At 36.9% G+C, this 16,558-nt stretch carries 18 protein-coding genes; 12 read left to right on the top strand and 6 right to left on the bottom strand.

From position 1 onward, the window contains the following. Nucleotides 1-63: 63 nt before the first annotated feature. A complete protein-coding gene (locus IGL17_RS08180; RefSeq protein ID WP_002357153.1) occupies nucleotides 64-1,092 on the bottom strand; it encodes a lactonase family protein in 1,029 nt (342 codons plus the stop codon). 191 nt (nucleotides 1,093-1,283) lie between these two features. Here IGL17_RS08180 and clpX point away from each other — a divergent pair, with 191 nt between their 5' ends. Together clpX and yihA are read left to right on the top strand one after the other, a co-directional pair. Beyond that, the gene (gene clpX, locus IGL17_RS08175) at nucleotides 1,284-2,537 is read left to right on the top strand and encodes an ATP-dependent Clp protease ATP-binding subunit ClpX (RefSeq protein ID WP_002357154.1); all 1,254 of its coding nucleotides are present in this window, start codon (nucleotides 1,284-1,286) and stop codon (nucleotides 2,535-2,537) included. Between the two features lie 97 nt (nucleotides 2,538-2,634). Continuing rightward, entirely contained in the window at nucleotides 2,635-3,216 is a 582-nt protein-coding gene (gene yihA / locus IGL17_RS08170) for a ribosome biogenesis GTP-binding protein YihA/YsxC (protein WP_002357155.1), read from the top strand. Nucleotides 3,217-3,232: 16 nt separating this feature from the next. On the opposite strand, the gene IGL17_RS08165 is transcribed toward yihA, so the two are convergent. Next, the gene (locus tag IGL17_RS08165; RefSeq protein WP_002362024.1) at nucleotides 3,233-3,385 is read right to left on the bottom strand and encodes an SPJ_0845 family protein; all 153 of its coding nucleotides are present in this window, start codon (nucleotides 3,383-3,385) and stop codon (nucleotides 3,233-3,235) included. 177 nt (nucleotides 3,386-3,562) lie between these two features. Here IGL17_RS08165 and yidD point away from each other — a divergent pair, with 177 nt between their 5' ends. Together yidD and IGL17_RS08155 are read left to right on the top strand one after the other, a co-directional pair. Next, nucleotides 3,563-3,865, top strand: coding sequence for a membrane protein insertion efficiency factor YidD (gene yidD / locus IGL17_RS08160; protein ID WP_002357157.1), 303 nt, complete (start codon nucleotides 3,563-3,565; stop codon nucleotides 3,863-3,865). Between the two features lie 2 nt (nucleotides 3,866-3,867). Further along, complete coding sequence (locus tag IGL17_RS08155) at nucleotides 3,868-4,749, top strand: ROK family protein (RefSeq protein ID WP_002365792.1); 882 nt, start codon at nucleotides 3,868-3,870, stop codon at nucleotides 4,747-4,749. Between the two features lie 40 nt (nucleotides 4,750-4,789). Here the strand turns inward: IGL17_RS08155 and IGL17_RS08150 are convergent, their stop codons facing one another. Next, nucleotides 4,790-5,401 (bottom strand): FUSC family protein, encoded by a 612-nt coding sequence (locus IGL17_RS08150; RefSeq protein WP_010713300.1) that lies wholly within the window; start codon nucleotides 5,399-5,401, stop codon nucleotides 4,790-4,792. A gap of 102 nt (nucleotides 5,402-5,503) precedes the next feature. Here IGL17_RS08150 and IGL17_RS08145 point away from each other — a divergent pair, with 102 nt between their 5' ends. From IGL17_RS08145 to IGL17_RS08125, 5 genes are all read left to right on the top strand, one after another. Continuing rightward, nucleotides 5,504-6,463, top strand: a complete 960-nt coding sequence (locus IGL17_RS08145; protein WP_016618464.1) for an aromatic acid exporter family protein — start codon at nucleotides 5,504-5,506, stop codon at nucleotides 6,461-6,463. Between the two features lie 117 nt (nucleotides 6,464-6,580). Next, nucleotides 6,581-7,534 (top strand): hypothetical protein, encoded by a 954-nt coding sequence (locus IGL17_RS08140; protein ID WP_002360064.1) that lies wholly within the window; start codon nucleotides 6,581-6,583, stop codon nucleotides 7,532-7,534. 154 nt (nucleotides 7,535-7,688) lie between these two features. After that, nucleotides 7,689-9,026 (top strand): UDP-N-acetylmuramate--L-alanine ligase, encoded by a 1,338-nt coding sequence (gene murC, locus IGL17_RS08135; RefSeq protein WP_002357163.1) that lies wholly within the window; start codon nucleotides 7,689-7,691, stop codon nucleotides 9,024-9,026. A 197-nt stretch (nucleotides 9,027-9,223) separates the two neighbouring features. Then, on the top strand, nucleotides 9,224-9,709 hold the full coding sequence (locus tag IGL17_RS08130; RefSeq protein ID WP_002357164.1) for a MaoC/PaaZ C-terminal domain-containing protein: 486 nt from the start codon (nucleotides 9,224-9,226) through the stop codon (nucleotides 9,707-9,709). After that, nucleotides 9,702-10,388 carry a Bax inhibitor-1/YccA family protein gene (locus IGL17_RS08125; protein ID WP_002357165.1) on the top strand — a complete coding sequence of 229 codons (687 nt, stop codon included), beginning with the start codon at nucleotides 9,702-9,704 and terminating at the stop codon, nucleotides 10,386-10,388. The genes IGL17_RS08130 and IGL17_RS08125 overlap by 8 nt, the downstream gene beginning before the upstream one ends. 45 nt (nucleotides 10,389-10,433) lie before the next feature. Here the strand turns inward: IGL17_RS08125 and IGL17_RS08120 are convergent, their stop codons facing one another. From IGL17_RS08120 to IGL17_RS08110, 3 genes are all read right to left on the bottom strand, one after another. After that, the gene (locus IGL17_RS08120; protein ID WP_002364138.1) at nucleotides 10,434-12,236 is read right to left on the bottom strand and encodes a glycerophosphoryl diester phosphodiesterase membrane domain-containing protein; all 1,803 of its coding nucleotides are present in this window, start codon (nucleotides 12,234-12,236) and stop codon (nucleotides 10,434-10,436) included. Nucleotides 12,237-12,336: 100 nt separating this feature from the next. Beyond that, entirely contained in the window at nucleotides 12,337-12,945 is a 609-nt protein-coding gene (locus IGL17_RS08115; RefSeq protein WP_002383106.1) for a TVP38/TMEM64 family protein, read from the bottom strand. A 221-nt stretch (nucleotides 12,946-13,166) separates the two neighbouring features. After that, entirely contained in the window at nucleotides 13,167-13,541 is a 375-nt protein-coding gene (locus tag IGL17_RS08110; RefSeq protein ID WP_002381774.1) for a VOC family protein, read from the bottom strand. 195 nt (nucleotides 13,542-13,736) lie between these two features. On the opposite strand from IGL17_RS08110, the gene IGL17_RS08105 reads away from it, so the two are divergent. From IGL17_RS08105 to trmD, 3 genes are all read left to right on the top strand, one after another. Then, nucleotides 13,737-15,098 carry an Nramp family divalent metal transporter gene (locus IGL17_RS08105; RefSeq protein ID WP_002360069.1) on the top strand — a complete coding sequence of 454 codons (1,362 nt, stop codon included), beginning with the start codon at nucleotides 13,737-13,739 and terminating at the stop codon, nucleotides 15,096-15,098. 107 nt (nucleotides 15,099-15,205) lie between these two features. Continuing rightward, on the top strand, nucleotides 15,206-15,730 hold the full coding sequence (rimM, locus tag IGL17_RS08100; RefSeq protein ID WP_002360070.1) for a ribosome maturation factor RimM: 525 nt from the start codon (nucleotides 15,206-15,208) through the stop codon (nucleotides 15,728-15,730). Next, a complete protein-coding gene (gene trmD, locus IGL17_RS08095) occupies nucleotides 15,720-16,460 on the top strand; it encodes a tRNA (guanosine(37)-N1)-methyltransferase TrmD (RefSeq protein WP_002381776.1) in 741 nt (246 codons plus the stop codon). The genes rimM and trmD overlap by 11 nt, the downstream gene beginning before the upstream one ends. Nucleotides 16,461-16,558: the final 98 nt, after the last annotated feature.

The following is a 16,558-nucleotide window of genomic DNA, read 5'->3' as shown; positions in this document are numbered from 1 at the left end:
TTCTCGGAGTTAAACACTTCTGTCCCGACCTCCTGTTATTTTCCAAGGAAATAGTCAACTTAATTATACAAATAAAACACAAACACATTCGGGAACAGCAACATCTTTTTGAATCATTTCTAATAAGCCTGTTTCTTGGTTCCGACGATAAAGTGTTAAGTTATCAGAGTCTTGATTAGCGACAACGATGAAATCTTCAGAAGGATCTAAATCAAAATCTCTCGGAATATCGCCTTCTGTTGAAATTAATTGAATTCGTTCAATCGCTTCGCCATTTTCTGAAACAGCATAGACAGCAATTGAGTTATGGCCACGGTTTGAAGCATAAAGGAAACGGCCATCAGAAGAAATACGAATCGCAGCGCCACCATTAAACGCATCATAATCAGCAGGTAAAGTAGAAACTTTTTGTAATTCAGTGAAAGAACCATCTGTTTCATCATATGAAAGAACTGAAACAGTGCTATCTAATTCACCAAATAAGTAAGCCAATGATTTTGTTGGGTGGAACACTAAATGACGTGGACCAGTCCCTGGCTCAGTCACGAATTGAGCGATTTCAGAAAGCTTTCCATCTAAGCTAACATTATACGTATACACACGATCGGTTCCTAGATCACAGACGACTAAGCGTTGATCAGGCGTTAAATCTGTGTAATGAACATGGGCATTGTTTTGGTTTTCATGAGGACCAGTTGGCTCTGTATGAATCACTTTGTCAGCATCTTCCAAAGAACCATCTTCTAAGATACGATACACGTGAACGATACCTTGGTGATAATTTGCTGCATAGACAAGTTGTCGGTTTTCGTCAACAGCTACATAACATGGCGGCGCACCTTCCTCAGTTACTTTATTCAATAAGTTAAAATGGTCCATTTCTGGTTGATAAGCGGCAGTGCCACCTTCACCGTCAACACTAGTGACGCTAAAAAGTTCGCCCTTTTGACTCAGAGCAAGATAGGTAGGACTCGTTTCTTCTAACAAAAGTGTCGCTTCTGTTAAACGACCTTGTGTCGTATCTAATGCAATTTTATAAATGCCTTGGCTGGCTCTTCGAGTATAGGTACCTAGTAAAATTTGTTCTAACATCACAATTCCTCCAATTTGTTTCAACACAATCACTTTTTATGAAAGTGCTTTTATATAATGTAGTATACCATAAGAAGTCTAAGAACAATAAAACTTTCTATCTGAGATGTTCGCATTTTAAAGTGGTTTGTGCTATTATGATGAGAGACTGTGATGACAGTCATTTTTTGATTTTTAGAGGGGTGACGAACATGTACGACAATACGGATAATAACGGGACCGTTCGTTGTTCATTTTGTGGGAAAACACAAGAAGAAGTAAAAAAAATTGTTGCTGGTCCGGGTGTCTATATTTGTAATGAATGTATTGATCTATGTAAAGAGATTATTGATGAAGAATTTTATGATGAAGCAGTCCGAGAATTAACGGATGTGCCAAAACCCCAAGAAATTTTAAATGTTTTAAATGAATATGTTATTGGACAAGAACGTGCAAAACGCACACTTTCTGTTGCTGTTTACAATCACTATAAACGTGTAAATCAATCAGAAACAGCTGCAACTCAAGATGACGTTGAATTGCAAAAAAGTAACATTTGTTTAATTGGACCAACAGGTTCAGGTAAAACTTTCTTGGCTCAAACGTTAGCAAAAACATTAAATGTACCTTTTGCAATCGCTGATGCGACCAGTTTAACAGAAGCAGGTTATGTAGGGGAAGATGTTGAAAACATCCTTTTAAAATTACTACAATCTGCTGACTATAATGTTGAACGCGCGGAAAAGGGCATTATCTATATTGATGAGATTGATAAAATTGCCCGTAAGAGTGAAAATGTTTCGATTACTCGAGATGTTTCAGGTGAGGGTGTTCAACAAGCCTTACTAAAAATTCTTGAAGGAACAGTTGCAAGTGTACCACCACAAGGGGGCCGCAAACATCCACATCAAGAATTTATCCAAATTGACACAACGAATGTTCTCTTCATCGTTGGTGGAGCATTTGATGGAATTGAAACCATTGTTAAAAACCGCTTAGGCGAAAAAACTATTGGTTTTGGTAAAACTAATTCTGCTTTAAATGAAGAAGAAAGCATCATGCAACATATTATTCCAGAAGATTTATTGAAATTTGGTTTAATTCCAGAATTTATTGGACGCTTACCTGTAATGGCTGCGCTTGATAAATTAACGAATGATGATTTGGTTCGAATTTTAACAGAACCGAAGAATGCCTTGGTGAAACAATATCAAAAATTATTGTCTCTTGATGACACTAAATTAGAATTTGAACCAGAAGCATTAAAAGCCATCGCAGCCAAAGCCATTGAACGTAATACTGGCGCACGGGGACTTCGTTCAATCATTGAAGAAATTATGATGGACGTAATGTTTGATGTTCCTTCAGATGAAAGCATTGAAAAAGTTATCATTACTAAAATGGCCGCTGAAGGTACAGGTAAACCAACAATTATTTATAACAAAAAAGATAAAGAAGCTGTATAAGATTGAAGCTGAAAACAGCTCTTTCGGCGGATCTCCGAAAGAGCTGTTTTTGTTAAGCTTTTGAATGAAAGACTGAACAGAAGAACGGAGGAAAACAATGAACGTACATAATGCAGAAATCGTGATTAGTGCGGTATCCCCTAAACAATATCCTGAATCTCAGTTACCGGAGATTGCTTTAGCTGGACGTTCGAACGTTGGGAAATCATCTTTTATTAATACCTTGATTAATCGTAAAAATTTAGCAAGAACTTCAGGCAAACCTGGTAAAACGCAAACGCTAAACTTTTATTTAATTGAGGATGCCTTACACTTTGTGGATGTTCCTGGCTATGGTTATGCCAAAGTTTCTAAAACAGAACGTGCGAAGTGGGGAAAAATGATTGAAACGTATATCACTCAACGTGAGCAGTTACGTGCAGTCGTTTCTTTAATTGATTTACGTCATCCGCCGACCCAAGATGATATCCAAATGTATGAATTTTTGAAATACTATGATTTGCCAGTTATTATTGTGGCAACTAAGGCAGACAAAATTCCGCGGGGCAAATGGAACAAACACGAGAGTGTCATCAAAAAAGCCTTGAATTTTGATAAACAAGATGACTTTATTATTTTCTCTTCTGAAACAAAAGAAGGAAAAGAAGCAGCTTGGACAGCAATTGAAAAGTTTCTATAGAAAAAAACAAGCAAAATTACTCTTTTGCTTGTTTTTTTGCTTCTTCTTTTTTTGCTTCTTGTCGTTGTTTTGCCAGTTCTTCAAGAGGTACTTCTTTCTTTAATGGATCAACGGCGAAAGAATCGAAGAGTTTATCTAAGTCATTGGAACGTTCAAATTTTAATCCCATTTACTAAGCCTCCATTCCTTTTTTTATAGTGTAGCACGTTTTTTTTCATTTGGATAGCAACAGAAATGTAAGAATTTGTCATAGGTGCACCTGGTGTAATTTCTTGTAACTAAGACTTGCCAAACATGAAAAAACAAGCTATTCTTTAGTAAGAATTAGTTAGAAAGAAGGCACTTTATGAAAAATCCGTTAATCGGCGGTGTTCGTTTTTATCAACGATTTATTTCTCCAGGATTGCCTGCACGTTGTCGCTATTACCCAACGTGTTCACAATATATGATTGATGCAATTCATACACATGGAAGTGTCAAAGGAACAACGATGGGGGTAGCACGGATTTTACGATGTCATCCTTTTGTTAAAGGCGGCATTGACTATGTTCCGTTGAAATTTCGCTTGACGAAAAATCCTGATGAGACCTATCATGGACCGTATACGTATCGAAGAAATAAGAAAACAGAAGTAGAAAAGGATGGATAAATATGGCAATTTTAGCATTTGATCTTGGCGGTTCTTCCGTGAAATACGGCGTTTGGACAGGCAAAGAATTAACAAATCAAGGGAGCTTTCCAACACCTGGCTCTTGGGAAGAAATGAAAGCGCATTTATATTCGGTTTATGCAGACAAAAGAAATGAGTCGATTAGTGGTGTTGCTTTTAGTTCACCTGGAGTAGTTGACGAAAAAAGTCAACAGATTTTAGGGATTTCCGCCATTCCATATATTCATCATTTTAACATTTATGAAGAATTAGAAGCGTTGTTTGGCTTACCAGTGACTATCGAAAATGATGCGAATTGTGCTGGTTTAGCTGAGATATATGAAGGCGCGGCGAAAGGGAAAAAAGAAGTGCTTTTTGTCGTTATTGGGACAGGAATTGGCGGAGCAATTTTTCGCAATGGTGAATTGTACAAAGGCGCTCATTTATATGGAGGCGAGTTTGGACTGAACTTTTTAAGTAATGGCCAAACATTCAGTGAAATTGGCACAGCTGTCAAAATGGCTCAGCGCTATTGTGAACGAATTGGAGTCGAAAAACAGGCGGTGACAGGAGAAGAAGTTTTTGAACTGGCACAACGAGGGGATGAGGTTGCTCGCGAAGAAGTCAATAATTTTTATGATTATTTAACACAAGGATTATTCGGCTTACAGTTTTCTTATGATCCTGAAATGATTGTACTTGGAGGCGGTGTTTCTGCTAAAGAAGGCTTATTAGCAGAGATTAATCGCCGGATGCTAACGCATTTACAGACCTTTGAATTAAAAGATTTTGTTCCAGAAATCGTGACCTGCCATTATCAAAATGATGCCAACTTGATTGGCGCAGCCGCCAACTTTCAAGCAAAAACGAATTGGGAACTATAAAGAAACAGCCGATTGTTATTCTCTTCAATCGGCTGTTTCTTTATTTATTTGCCTTGTCGTCAGTGCTTTCTTCTGCGTCAATCCGCGCTTGAACTTGTTGGCGTAAAGCTTCTAGTTCTTTTTCTTTCTTTTCTAATTCAGCTAAATCTTCAGAAATTTCATGGGCTTCTTCTGCTGGCTTAGGTTGTAAAAAGACGTTTAAACCAATCGCTATAAAGGTCCCAATGAATGTATCCAACACACGTTCCATTGCATATTGAAAGGAATCGCTTTGCGGAATACTTAAAGAAATCATTAAAAGTGTCGCAGTTGCAGAAATGATTCCAGCATTGTTATTAATCCCATCAGAAACAACGATGACGATAATGACTAAAAGTGGTAGTAGCAGTAATTCTACTAAGTGTTGATTAGGAAAATAATCTTGTGCTAATACATAAAGCAAAGCTAAAAAGCCACCCAATGTGTTTCCAATAATGCGCGATTTTCCAAAAGACAAACTGGTATTTAAATCTTGTCTTAGCGAAAAAACAGCTGCTAAACAGGCAATCATAGGTGAGCCACGATGGAAAAATTGAAATAAAAGAATACACAGCATGACAGCAATTGCTGTTTTTAACGTTCGCATGCCTAAACGAAATCGACCCACTATCATAAATATTCGCTCCTAAATAACTTTTCTCTTTAATGATAACCGAAATAGAGGTAAAATTACTAGAGAAAAGTGAAGAATTATTATTTTTTAAGGGGAGTATGCATGAAAATTGGTTTACGAACAGTCAAGACAGCCATTAGCGCTGCATTAGCAATGATTATTGCGGAAAAACTGGGATTGCTTTATGCCCCTTCGGCAGGGATTATTTCAGTTTTAAGTGTTACTAGCACGAAAAAAACATCTGTCATGACAGGAATTTATCGTTTGTTATCCTTAGGTTTAGCAACTATTTTAGCGTATATTTGTTTTACTTTTTTAGGTTTTACAGCGATTGCTTTTGGTATTTTTTTGTTATTGTTTATTCCAGCAGCTGTGTATTTTCAATTATCTGATGGGATTGTTGTGAGTTCCGTTTTGGTAACTCATTATTTAGTCGAAAAAAATCTTTCTTGGGCGATTATTGGAAATGAGTTTTTATTAATGAGTATTGGTGTGGGACTAGCGTTATTAGCTAATTCCTATATGCCTGATACAGAAAAACGTTTAAGAGAAGACCAAGAAGTCATTGAAACAATGTTTCGTAAAATTTTAAGGGAAATGGCGCTACATTTAAACAACGCTGCAGGAGAGCGAAATTTGGTCATGCATTGTGCAGATTTAAAAACCTTTATTCGCACAGGCGAGACGTGGGCCAAAAATCATGCCGAGAATCAATTGCTGTCTACCAATACGTATTATTTAGAGTACTTTGCGATGAGAAAAATGCAAAGTAATATTCTAAAAAACATGTTGGAATTATTAGAAGATATTACTGTTGATGCGCAACAAGTTCGCTATATTCAACAATTATTGGAATATACGGCAGAAACATTTGCAGAGAATAATGATGGACAAGAAATTATGAATCGAATTAAGACCGTTTATGAAACCTATCGCACAAAACCATTGCCGCAAACAAGAAGTGAATTTGAAAATCGGGCGCGACTCTTTCAGTTTTTACAATTGTTTCAGTCATTCATTCAAGTCAAAGCGGACTTTGCCAAATTACAACTAGATAAATAAACAAAAAAGAAACCTTTTTAAACGGAGGTTTCTTTTTTTGTTCTCTTAAAAATTCAGGCAAGTTCTTTAGTATTCATTGAGAATGTGTTAAACTAATGAGAAAGAAAAATAAAAGGAATGACCGCAATGGATAATGCTCAAGTGAAGAGAAAACATTTCCGTTTTCCAGCATATGATGATGAACAGGGCGTAAAATTACCAACAGATAATGAACGTAACTTATTTCAAGATGATCTGATTGGTAAAGCAATGTCTGGTAGCAGAAGAACTGCAACATCTGCCGAAGATACTAGACAAAGCACACCATCCGTCCAACAACCAACAACGAATCAATCAACTACAAATAAACAAACACAACAATTAACGGCAGCACAACAAGAGCAATTAGCACGTCATCGTTCTAATTTGCCAGACTACACAAAACATGCTAGTAAAGCAACGAAAAATAAACAAGCAACGAAAAAAAATAATAGCCTTTTTGGGACGCCAAAAGGAAATGGCTGGACACAAACGTATAAAAAAAAAGAAGTCGTAGCGAAACCAAGTAGACCTGCCGCATCACCATTAGTGCAGAAAACGACACCTTCTTATTTTGTTCCTAAATATATCCCGGCTTCTGTGATTCCTGAGGAACAGGAACCTAGTTTTACTGAAGAAGAGTTGCTAAAAGCAATGAAAAAAGATCGGCGTTCATATGTCATTCTTGATGATGAACCAACGGCTTTTCAAGTGAAAGATACGGAAGAAGATCCAACGGTGCGGAAGTTTAATATTCCAACCTCAGAACCTGAGATTCCTTTAACTAGACGACAATATCAACAAATCAAACCAGACTTAGAACGTTTTGGCGAAGATGCGTTGGATTTACGTTCGCGTTCCCGTTTGAATGCCGCAAAGAAAAATGCTAAAAGTCAAACTGCTTATGGGAAAAAATTAGCTAAAGCGAATGCTCAAGTGGAGCCGGAAGCACCTGTGACAGAAGAGAAGAAAAAGGGCATCTTGGATAAACCATTAAGTGGGATGCTAGAAGATTCAAGTTCTGTATTAGAAAACAGTAAATATTTTAGTTAAGAGATGAAACTTGCATGTGGAATTGAAACATGTAAGTTTTTTATTCTGTTTTAATAGTTGATTATTTTTTTGTTTTATACGATAATGAATCTCGTATGATTGAAATTTTTTTAAAAAAGGTATGTTTTATATAGTGACAGAGAAGAGGATTATAATGGGAAATCAAGAGAACAAATTATACCATTTTGTCGGAATTAAAGGTTCTGGCATGAGCTCATTAGCGTTGGTCTTACACCAAAAAGGCTACAACGTTCAAGGATCAGACGTAGAAGAGTATTTCTTTACACAACGGGATCTTGAAAAATCAGGTGTCCCTATTTTACCATTTAATGCAGATAATATTGATAAAGACATGATTGTTATTGCTGGAAATGCTTTTCCAGATACCCATGAGGAAATCGCCCGCGCCATCGAATTAGGCGCAGAAGTAATTCGTTACCACGATTTCATTGCTCGTTTTATCGAACCCTATACAAGCATTGCTGTAACAGGGTCACATGGGAAAACAAGTACGACTGGTTTGCTAGCACATGTATTAAGTGGTATCAATCCAACTAGTTATTTAATAGGTGATGGCACTGGCCACGGCGAACCAGATGCTGATTTCTTTGCATTTGAAGCGTGTGAGTATCGCCGTCATTTCTTGGCCTATTCACCAGATTATGCGATTATGACGAATATCGATTTTGATCATCCAGATTACTACAAGAGCATTGAGGACGTTTTTTCAGCGTTCCAAACAATGGCTCATCAAGTCAAAAAAGGAATTTTTGCTTATGGTGATGATAAGTATCTTCGCCAGTTAGAATCAGAAGTGCCAGTTTATTATTATGGTGTCAGCGAAGAGGATGATATCCAAGCACGAAATATTCAACGAACAACGGAAGGCTCATCTTTTGATGTTTATCACAAGGATGATTTTGTAGGTCATTTTGTCTTACCAGCATTTGGCCATCACAATATCATGAATGCGCTAGGTGTGATTGCTGTGGCTTATTTTGAAAAACTTGATATGCAAAAAGTCGCAGAAGAAATGCTAAGTTTTAAAGGTGTAAAACGTCGTTTTAGCGAGAAAAAAGTCAGTGACATGATTATTGTTGATGATTATGCGCACCATCCAGCCGAAATTAAAGCAACGATTGATGGCGCTCGTCAAAAATATCCTGACAAAGAAATTATTGCTGTCTTCCAGCCACATACATTTACACGAACAATTGCCTTAATGGATGAATTTGCTGAAGCACTGGATTTAGCAGATGAAGTATTCTTATGTAATATTTTTGGCTCTGCGCGTGAAACACAAGGCGAGGTACGCATTGAAGATTTAGGTGAAAAAATTCAAAAAGGTGGACAAGTAATTACCGAAGATAATGTGTCGCCTTTACTAGATTTTGAAAATGCAGTGGTGGTCTTTATGGGCGCTGGCGACGTTCAGAAATTTGAACAAGCCTACGAAACATTACTAAGTAACACAACTAGAAACGTTTTATAAGAGAACATAAACAAAATCGGGACAGGGGTATCTGGCTTCAAAAAATAAGAAGCTGCTCCTGTTCCGTTGTTTGTTTTTAAAATCTAGCATGGCAGATAAGTTGGTTTTGTTTAAACATCCTTTAAGGACTACTTTTTAGCTTGCCTTTTAAGTACATTTTGGTACAATTATCTTATCAATAACGGAGGTGTACTAATTTGAATATCGGAAAACCGAGAAAATTAGGCAAAACCATCGAAGATATCGAAGAGGGAGATTCGTTGTCCTTGACAGAGTCAATTGAAGACAAGGACTTATTACTTTACTTGGGCTTGACCAATGATGCGAATCCTTTATATATCCAACATGATTATGCCCAAAAAACAGAATATGAAAAACCAATCGTACCATCAATTATGCTGATGGGAATTATCACTAGTGCGATTTCAAAACATTTACCAGGACCAGGTTCACATGTTGTGAATTTCTCTGTGAACTTTGTGGAACCCGTTTTTCATTACGAAACATTGACTTTCCAATTAGAAGTAATCAAAGTCGACAAAATGAAAGATGTGATTACCATTTCAGTTGAGGCTGTTAATGAGCAAGAAAATCGCGTGTTAGATGCAGTGGTGATGGTTCAACCACCCCAAGTGACGATTGATGAACTAACAGAGAAAGAAGGGACTTTAACTTATGAATAATCAAGAGTATATCCAAACTGGCACAGGTTTGAATAAATTTTATGCCAAAATTTACGGATTTTTAGCGTTAGGAATTGGTATTAGCGCAATCATGGCTTATGCAATGACAACTGTCTTTTTACCCGTTCTAGCTACTTTATTCCAATCAAGCTTAGCTTTTTGGATGATTTGGCTTGTTGAAATTGGCTTAGTTTTATATCTAGGCGCAAAAGCACAGAAGAATCCAACCATTGCGATTGCAGGATTTGTTGCGTATGCATTATTAAATGGTGTCACTTTATCCGTGACGTTATTAATGTATACTGGTGGAACAGTGGCCGGCGCATTTTTAAGTGCAGCAGCTACCTTTGGCGCGATGTCATTAGTAGGTGTCTTTACGAAGAAAGACCTATCAGCAGTTGGTCATGCCGCTTATAGTGCCTTAATCGGAATCATCATTGCGATGTTGCTAAATATGTTCCTTTTACACAGTAATGCTGTAGAATTCTTTATTTCCATTTTAATGGTCCTAATTTTCTCAGGGATTACTGCTTATGATAACCAACGTATACGCCAAGTCTATGCGCAAACAGGTGATCAAGCAGGTACTGGGATGGCCGTTTTCTTCGCATTACAATTATATCTTGACTTCATCAACTTATTCTTAGCTTTCTTAAGAATTTTTGGTAAAAACAACTAACATGAACGTAAAAGAGCCAATCTGCTCAGCAGATTGGCTCTTTTTTTAACCCATTCCAATAGCGAAATTCAACAGTTTATCGGAGTATGTTGGATTTTCTAAATCGGTTTTCATTGTTTCGTTCAGTAGACTTAGCTGATCGGTAATGATGCCATCGACGCCATAAAAAATCATTCGTGTCATAACATCTTCATCATTTGCTGTCCAAGCATAAACCTTTTTCCCATCATGATGAGCGGCATTTACAAAGTTACGATTCATTGTACTGTATTCCATAGTAAAAAAGTCAACTGGCATTTTAGGCGGTCCCACAATGTTGAAAGGAATAACGTAGCCTACATAAAAGCGTGGTTCTTCTTTCTTTAAGGCCATCGCCGTATCATAGGTTAAGGTATGAAGGATATGACCGTTTTCTAAAATATTTTCGCGGTATTGTTTGACAAAACGCTGTACTAAATCAGGGCTATCTTGAGGCGTGGTTTTGATTTCAATTAATAAACGTTGTTTTAATTGATTGGCTTTGGCTAAATAATCATCGAAAGAAACCATTTTAGCAGTTTGACCATTTTCTGTGACATTCATATTCGTTAATTCTTTAAGTGTTAATTGATTCGGTCGTTTATTAACGCCCGTTAACGCCCGTAAATTAAAATCGTGCATGACAATAAATTGATGGTCTTTGGTTTCTTGAATATCCATTTCAACATAATCAGGTTTTGCCTTATTGGTCTCGATTAAAGAGTCTAAGGTGTTTTGAACGCCATTGTTACCATTGACACCACGATGGGAGATGGTAACCGGTTTTCGGTCAGGTGTATGACTTAGGTAATTCGTATTATAGGTGCCTACACCAATTCCGAAGATGATTGCAATCAAACAAAAAAGAACGACTCTGAAGGTGGTCCATTCTACCCGAACCTCTGATTTCGGGGTGAACCATTCTGGCGTGTCAGGCAAAATCCCTTCATCTTCCATATCATCAACAATAATGTAAAAAATAGCAACACTAGACAACACCAAGTTTAAGAGCATCATAACCTGAAGGAGTGTCATAGCGATGACAGCGCTAGGTAAAGACCACTCAGGTTTAAACGTTTCGACGGCGGTTTGACCTAAAAATATCAAGAAATAGCCAGCCGTAAAAATCCCTAAAACAGTTCCACCAATGATAATAAATTGTCCTAAAATCTGGAAAAAGCGTCGCTTTGTAATTTGCCAACTACGTTTTAAAGACTCACGAAAACCAACATCACGTAAAATCAACTCTGGAAGGGCAAAAGCAAGTCGAATCGCTAAATATAAGATAATCAGTTCTAACAATACGAAACCAATAATAATAATGACGCGATTTGCAAAAATAAAATCTAAGATAAAGGCTGGAATCTTAACTCTTGTTAATAAATAAGAGCGGAAGGTTAACCCACTTAATGGTAAAATCAAAAAGAAATATGCTAGGAAAAACAGAAAGGTAATTCCTCGAACTTTTTTGATCTGAAGCAAGGTGCCGTGCAATAATTGCGTTAGAGTAATTGGTTGCTTTTTCTTAATAAAATAAACACTAAGCAATAAAAAGGTAAATTCAAAAAAGAGCGCCAGTAAAATTAACAGCCCAATTAGTAGAAAAGTCAAAAGGACATAGGGATGTTGCGTAGCAATTGCCCCTAAGTTATCGTAGGAAATATAATCAATCCCACCTTCTTTGAGTACCAATTTGGACAAACTTGTCAATAAAGGCAATAGAACGAATAACATAAATCCGTGCATCAAGAGCACATCGCGAAAATACGCCGTTGTCCCTTTAAGAAAATCTAGCGTATTCACAATACTATTTTTAAAATAACTAAACATCAAAAGTCCCCCAGTTTCTACCAAAATTCCATAATAAAAGGACTAAATCAAACTGACACAGGCAGAGTTTTGATTTAGTCCGTTCGCTTTTTTATTTATTTTACATTCCCAGTAAGCTAGTTAAAAATGTACCGCCATAAATTAACGCAAGACTATATAAATAGATAGAAGCAGGTTTTGCTAATAAAATAATCAGAGTAAATTTTTTCACAGACATTTTTGTTAAACCGGCCATTAAACAAAGCGCATCATCCGGTGCAATTGGGAAGAAAATTGCTAAAGCAAACAATCGTTCAAAACGTTTTTCATTGTCTAACCAACCGATATACTTGTTATATGTTTTATCACTGACAAGGCTCATAATGAATGGTTTCCCATAATTACGACCTAATAAGAAAATGATAATAGAGCCAAGTGCAATACCAACGTAATTATAGACGAAGCCCATTGTTGGCCCGAAAATCAAGACCCCTGCAGCACAGCTAACACCACCAGGAATAATCGGAATAACCACTTGAATAATCTGAATTAACATGAAAATAATCGGACCGAGAATGACAGATTGCCCTACTAGTCCTCTTAGTGCATTGATGTCCTTGAAGACACCTAATCGGATAAAATAGATGGTTGCAATTATGGTTGCAACAATGCCCAAAATGGAAATAATATTAACAATTTTTCTAGATAGGGTAACACTCACATTTCTCATCTCCTTTAGTTATACTCATCGTACTTTTAGTATATAACTTTTTATCAATAAAAAACATCGTTTGTTCTTTCTGCAAACGAACAAAGTTGTAAGATACGCATCATTTGATAAGTTTATTATACAAAAAAAGAGACAGAAAAGACATCCTACTTAAGACCCATTCTGCACTGATCTTTCGAAAGAGAGTAAAAGAAACGAAAGTGGCGCATTTTTTAGTAATATTATAGAGGGGCAAAGAGTGAAATTAAATTTGCATCCACGTCTTTAATGATTGCGTATCGTTGGCCCCAAGGTGCATTCCAAGGTTCTTTAAAAACAATGTAACCAGCTTGGCTCATTTTTTTCACGGTGTTATCAACTTCTGCGGCCGTTTCACAAAGAAAAGCAAGTTCAATTTTATCGCCTTGTTGGCTAGGCGCAAACCCATAGACACCAGTAATCATTTGTAGTGAATTTAAAGAAATCCTGACGCCATTGTTTTGTAATTCTGTGTAATCAGGCGAAGCTTCTCCCAGCACGTTAAAACCTAGCGTTTGGTAAAAAGAGAGTGCTTGTGTCATATCGTTGACGATAATACCGACCATATCTAACTTCATCCTCATAACCTCCGATCTATGATAAAATAAGTGTAAGGGATTTTTTTGTAAAAACCAAACGATTTATAGCGAAAGTGCTTAAAAAATTAAAATGTAACAGTTTACAACGAAGAATAAGAAGACTATAATTATGTTAACTAGTTTTAGGTGTACCTAAAAGTGAATGTGTGAACAAGATAGATTGAGGGATGTTGGATGAAAGAAAAGAAAACGGAAAAAATGCTTAATTATGCAAATGGACCTAGTTTAGAAGAGATAAATAATACCGTTGAGGTACCTAAAAACGCAAGCTTTTGGCGAACTTTGTTAGCCTATAGCGGACCTGGCGCTTTAGTGGCTGTTGGTTATATGGATCCAGGAAATTGGATTACGTCAATTGCTGGCGGAGCGGAATATAAGTACACGTTACTTAGTGTGATTTTGCTTTCTAGTTTAGTTGCCATGTTACTACAAAGTATGGCTGCGCGCTTAGGAATCGTGACAGGAATGGATTTAGCCCAAGCGACTAGAGAGCATACAAGTAAACGAACGGGCGTTGCCTTGTGGGTGGTGACGGAGTTAGCCATAATGGCAACAGATATCGCTGAGGTAATTGGTGGTGCCGTTGCTTTGCAATTATTATTTGGTTTTCCATTATTAATTGGTGTGTTGATAACAACGTTTGATGTTTTATTACTGTTGCTACTGACAAAGTTAGGCTTTCGCAAAATCGAAGCAATTGTTTCTTGTTTAATTGCAGTTATCTTTTTTGTTTTTGCTTATGAAGTGGCATTAGCAGATCCAAATGTTGGTGAAGTATTACGAGGTTTTATTCCAGACACAAAAATAGCGACAGATAAATCCATGTTATTTTTAGCCTTGGGGATCGTTGGAGCGACAGTCATGCCTCATAACTTATATTTGCATTCTTCCATTGCGCAAGCACGGAAATTTGATCGTAACGATGATGCTGAGAAAGCCAAAGCAATTCGTTTCACTACTTGGGATTCAAATATTCAATTAACTGTTGCTTTCGTCGTAAATTGTTTGTTGTTAATTTTAGGAGGAGCATTATTTTATGGAACCAACAGTGAATTAGGTAAATTTGTTGATTTATTTGATGCTCTGAAAAATCCAGATATTGTTGGTAATATTGCTAGCCCAGTGTTAAGTATTCTTTTTGCAATTGCTTTACTGGCTTCGGGTCAAAATTCAACGATTACAGGTACGCTGTCAGGACAAATTGTAATGGAAGGCTTTATCCATTTAAAAATGCCGTTGTGGGCAAGACGAGTGTTAACTCGTTTGTTAGCAATTGTGCCAGTCATTATCTGTGTCATTATTTATGGCGGTAGCGAAACGGCTGTTGAAGACTTGTTGCTTTATACGCAAGTTTTCCTAAGTATTGCTTTGCCAGTGTCGATTATTCCTTTAACGATGTATACAAGTGATAAAAAATTAATGGGCCAATTTGCGAATCCAGCGTGGGTGAAATTTTTAGCTTGGATTATTGCAATTGCCTTGACGTTATTGAATTTATTTTTAATTTATGGCACATTAACTGGTTTAACGAATTAATAAAAACAAAGGCTGACTGGAAAAGTTGGCCTTTGTTTTTTCATAGAATTTGCGCGTAAGAAATGGTAGAATAGGAAAGATGAAATACAAGGAAGAGAGGCTTTCACGTGACAGATTATTTAAATGTAGGAAAAATTGTGAACACACAAGGAATCAAAGGAGAAGTTCGGGTCATTTCGAAAACGGATTTTCCAGAAGAACGTTATCAAAAAGGGGCAACGTTACTGCTATTTCAAGAGAAAAAAGCACCAATTGAATTGGTCGTGAAGTCCCACCGCAAGCATAAGAATTTTGACATTTTAAGCTTTGAAGGACATCCAAATATTAACGATGTTGAAAAATATCGTGACGGTATTCTAAAAGTTGCAAAAGACAATCTCGCTGAGTTGGCAGAGGACGAATTTTATTATCACCAAATCATTGGTGCCACTGTTTATGATGAAACTGGTAGTGAACTGGGAAAAATTAAAGAAATTTTATCTCCTGGTGCGAATGATGTGTGGGTCGTCCAACGACCAAAGAAAAAAGATTTGCTTTTACCGTATATTGAAGGCGTTGTTACAAAAGTCGATGTCGAAAATCAACGGATTGATGTGGACATTCCAGAAGGATTGATTGACGATGAGAATTGATGTATTAACTCTTTTTCCTAGAATGTTTGAAGGACCAATGGGGGAATCAATTATTGGGAAAGCTCGGGAGAAGCAGTTATTAGAATTGAATGTCTCTAATTTTCGCGATTTTTCAGATAACAAACACCAAACGGTCGATGATTATCCGTATGGCGGTGGCGCAGGGATGCTTTTAAAAGTACAACCGATCTATGATAACCTAAAAGCAATTGAAGAAGAGACAAACCAGCAACCAAAACGGGTCATCTTATTAGATCCAGCAGGAAAACCGTTTAATCAAAAAATGGCCGAGGAATTTTCACAAGAAGAACATTTAGTTTTTATTTGTGGACATTATGAAGGCTATGATGAGCGAATTCGCACGATGGTCACAGATGAAGTTTCATTGGGGGATTACGTTTTAACAGGGGGCGAATTAGGCGCAATGGTCATGATTGATGCGACAGTCCGTTTATTACCTGATGTCTTAGGTAACAATCTTTCTGCACAGACGGATTCACATTCCACTGGCCTATTAGAGCATCCACAATATACCAGACCTGCTATTTTCAATGATATGGAAGTCCCTGCCGTGCTAACGAATGGGAACCATAAATTAATTGCAGAATGGCAACTAAAAGAATCATTACGACGGACCTTTTTGCGTCGACCTGACATGTTGGAATCAGTAGAAATGACGCCTGAAATGTTGAAGTTATTAGAAGAAATTAAACAAGAAGAACAAAAATAAGGGAACTTTCAAGAAAATTCTCTTTACAGCTTATTTTGTCTGTGGTAAACTAATTTGGTGAGTGCAATGCGCTCTAACTATTACAATATTCCGCTGTG

It is taken from the genome of Enterococcus sp. AZ088 (genome assembly GCF_051714845.1).
Classification (GTDB): domain Bacteria; phylum Bacillota; class Bacilli; order Lactobacillales; family Enterococcaceae; genus Enterococcus; species Enterococcus faecalis.
Note: the sequence above shows the minus strand (reverse complement) of the source record. Positions and strands in the feature narration are given on the sequence as shown.

What these genes read in the sequence shown, in the direction of transcription:
- IGL17_RS08180 (WP_002357153.1), bottom strand. Translation starts at nt 1,092, where the DNA reads ATGTTAGAACAAATTTTACTAGGTACCTATACTCGAAGAGCCAGCCAA.
- clpX (WP_002357154.1), top strand. Translation starts at nt 1,284, where the DNA reads ATGTACGACAATACGGATAATAACGGGACCGTTCGTTGTTCATTTTGT.
- yihA (WP_002357155.1), top strand. Translation starts at nt 2,635, where the DNA reads ATGAACGTACATAATGCAGAAATCGTGATTAGTGCGGTATCCCCTAAA.
- IGL17_RS08165 (WP_002362024.1), bottom strand. Translation starts at nt 3,385, where the DNA reads ATGGGATTAAAATTTGAACGTTCCAATGACTTAGATAAACTCTTCGAT.
- yidD (WP_002357157.1), top strand. Translation starts at nt 3,563, where the DNA reads ATGAAAAATCCGTTAATCGGCGGTGTTCGTTTTTATCAACGATTTATT.
- IGL17_RS08155 (WP_002365792.1), top strand. Translation starts at nt 3,868, where the DNA reads ATGGCAATTTTAGCATTTGATCTTGGCGGTTCTTCCGTGAAATACGGC.
- IGL17_RS08150 (WP_010713300.1), bottom strand. Translation starts at nt 5,401, where the DNA reads ATGATAGTGGGTCGATTTCGTTTAGGCATGCGAACGTTAAAAACAGCA.
- IGL17_RS08145 (WP_016618464.1), top strand. Translation starts at nt 5,504, where the DNA reads ATGAAAATTGGTTTACGAACAGTCAAGACAGCCATTAGCGCTGCATTA.
- IGL17_RS08140 (WP_002360064.1), top strand. Translation starts at nt 6,581, where the DNA reads ATGACCGCAATGGATAATGCTCAAGTGAAGAGAAAACATTTCCGTTTT.
- murC (WP_002357163.1), top strand. Translation starts at nt 7,689, where the DNA reads ATGGGAAATCAAGAGAACAAATTATACCATTTTGTCGGAATTAAAGGT.
- IGL17_RS08125 (WP_002357165.1), top strand. Translation starts at nt 9,702, where the DNA reads ATGAATAATCAAGAGTATATCCAAACTGGCACAGGTTTGAATAAATTT.
- IGL17_RS08120 (WP_002364138.1), bottom strand. Translation starts at nt 12,236, where the DNA reads ATGTTTAGTTATTTTAAAAATAGTATTGTGAATACGCTAGATTTTCTT.
- IGL17_RS08115 (WP_002383106.1), bottom strand. Translation starts at nt 12,945, where the DNA reads ATGAGAAATGTGAGTGTTACCCTATCTAGAAAAATTGTTAATATTATT.
- IGL17_RS08110 (WP_002381774.1), bottom strand. Translation starts at nt 13,541, where the DNA reads ATGAAGTTAGATATGGTCGGTATTATCGTCAACGATATGACACAAGCA.
- IGL17_RS08105 (WP_002360069.1), top strand. Translation starts at nt 13,737, where the DNA reads ATGAAAGAAAAGAAAACGGAAAAAATGCTTAATTATGCAAATGGACCT.
- trmD (WP_002381776.1), top strand. Translation starts at nt 15,720, where the DNA reads ATGAGAATTGATGTATTAACTCTTTTTCCTAGAATGTTTGAAGGACCA.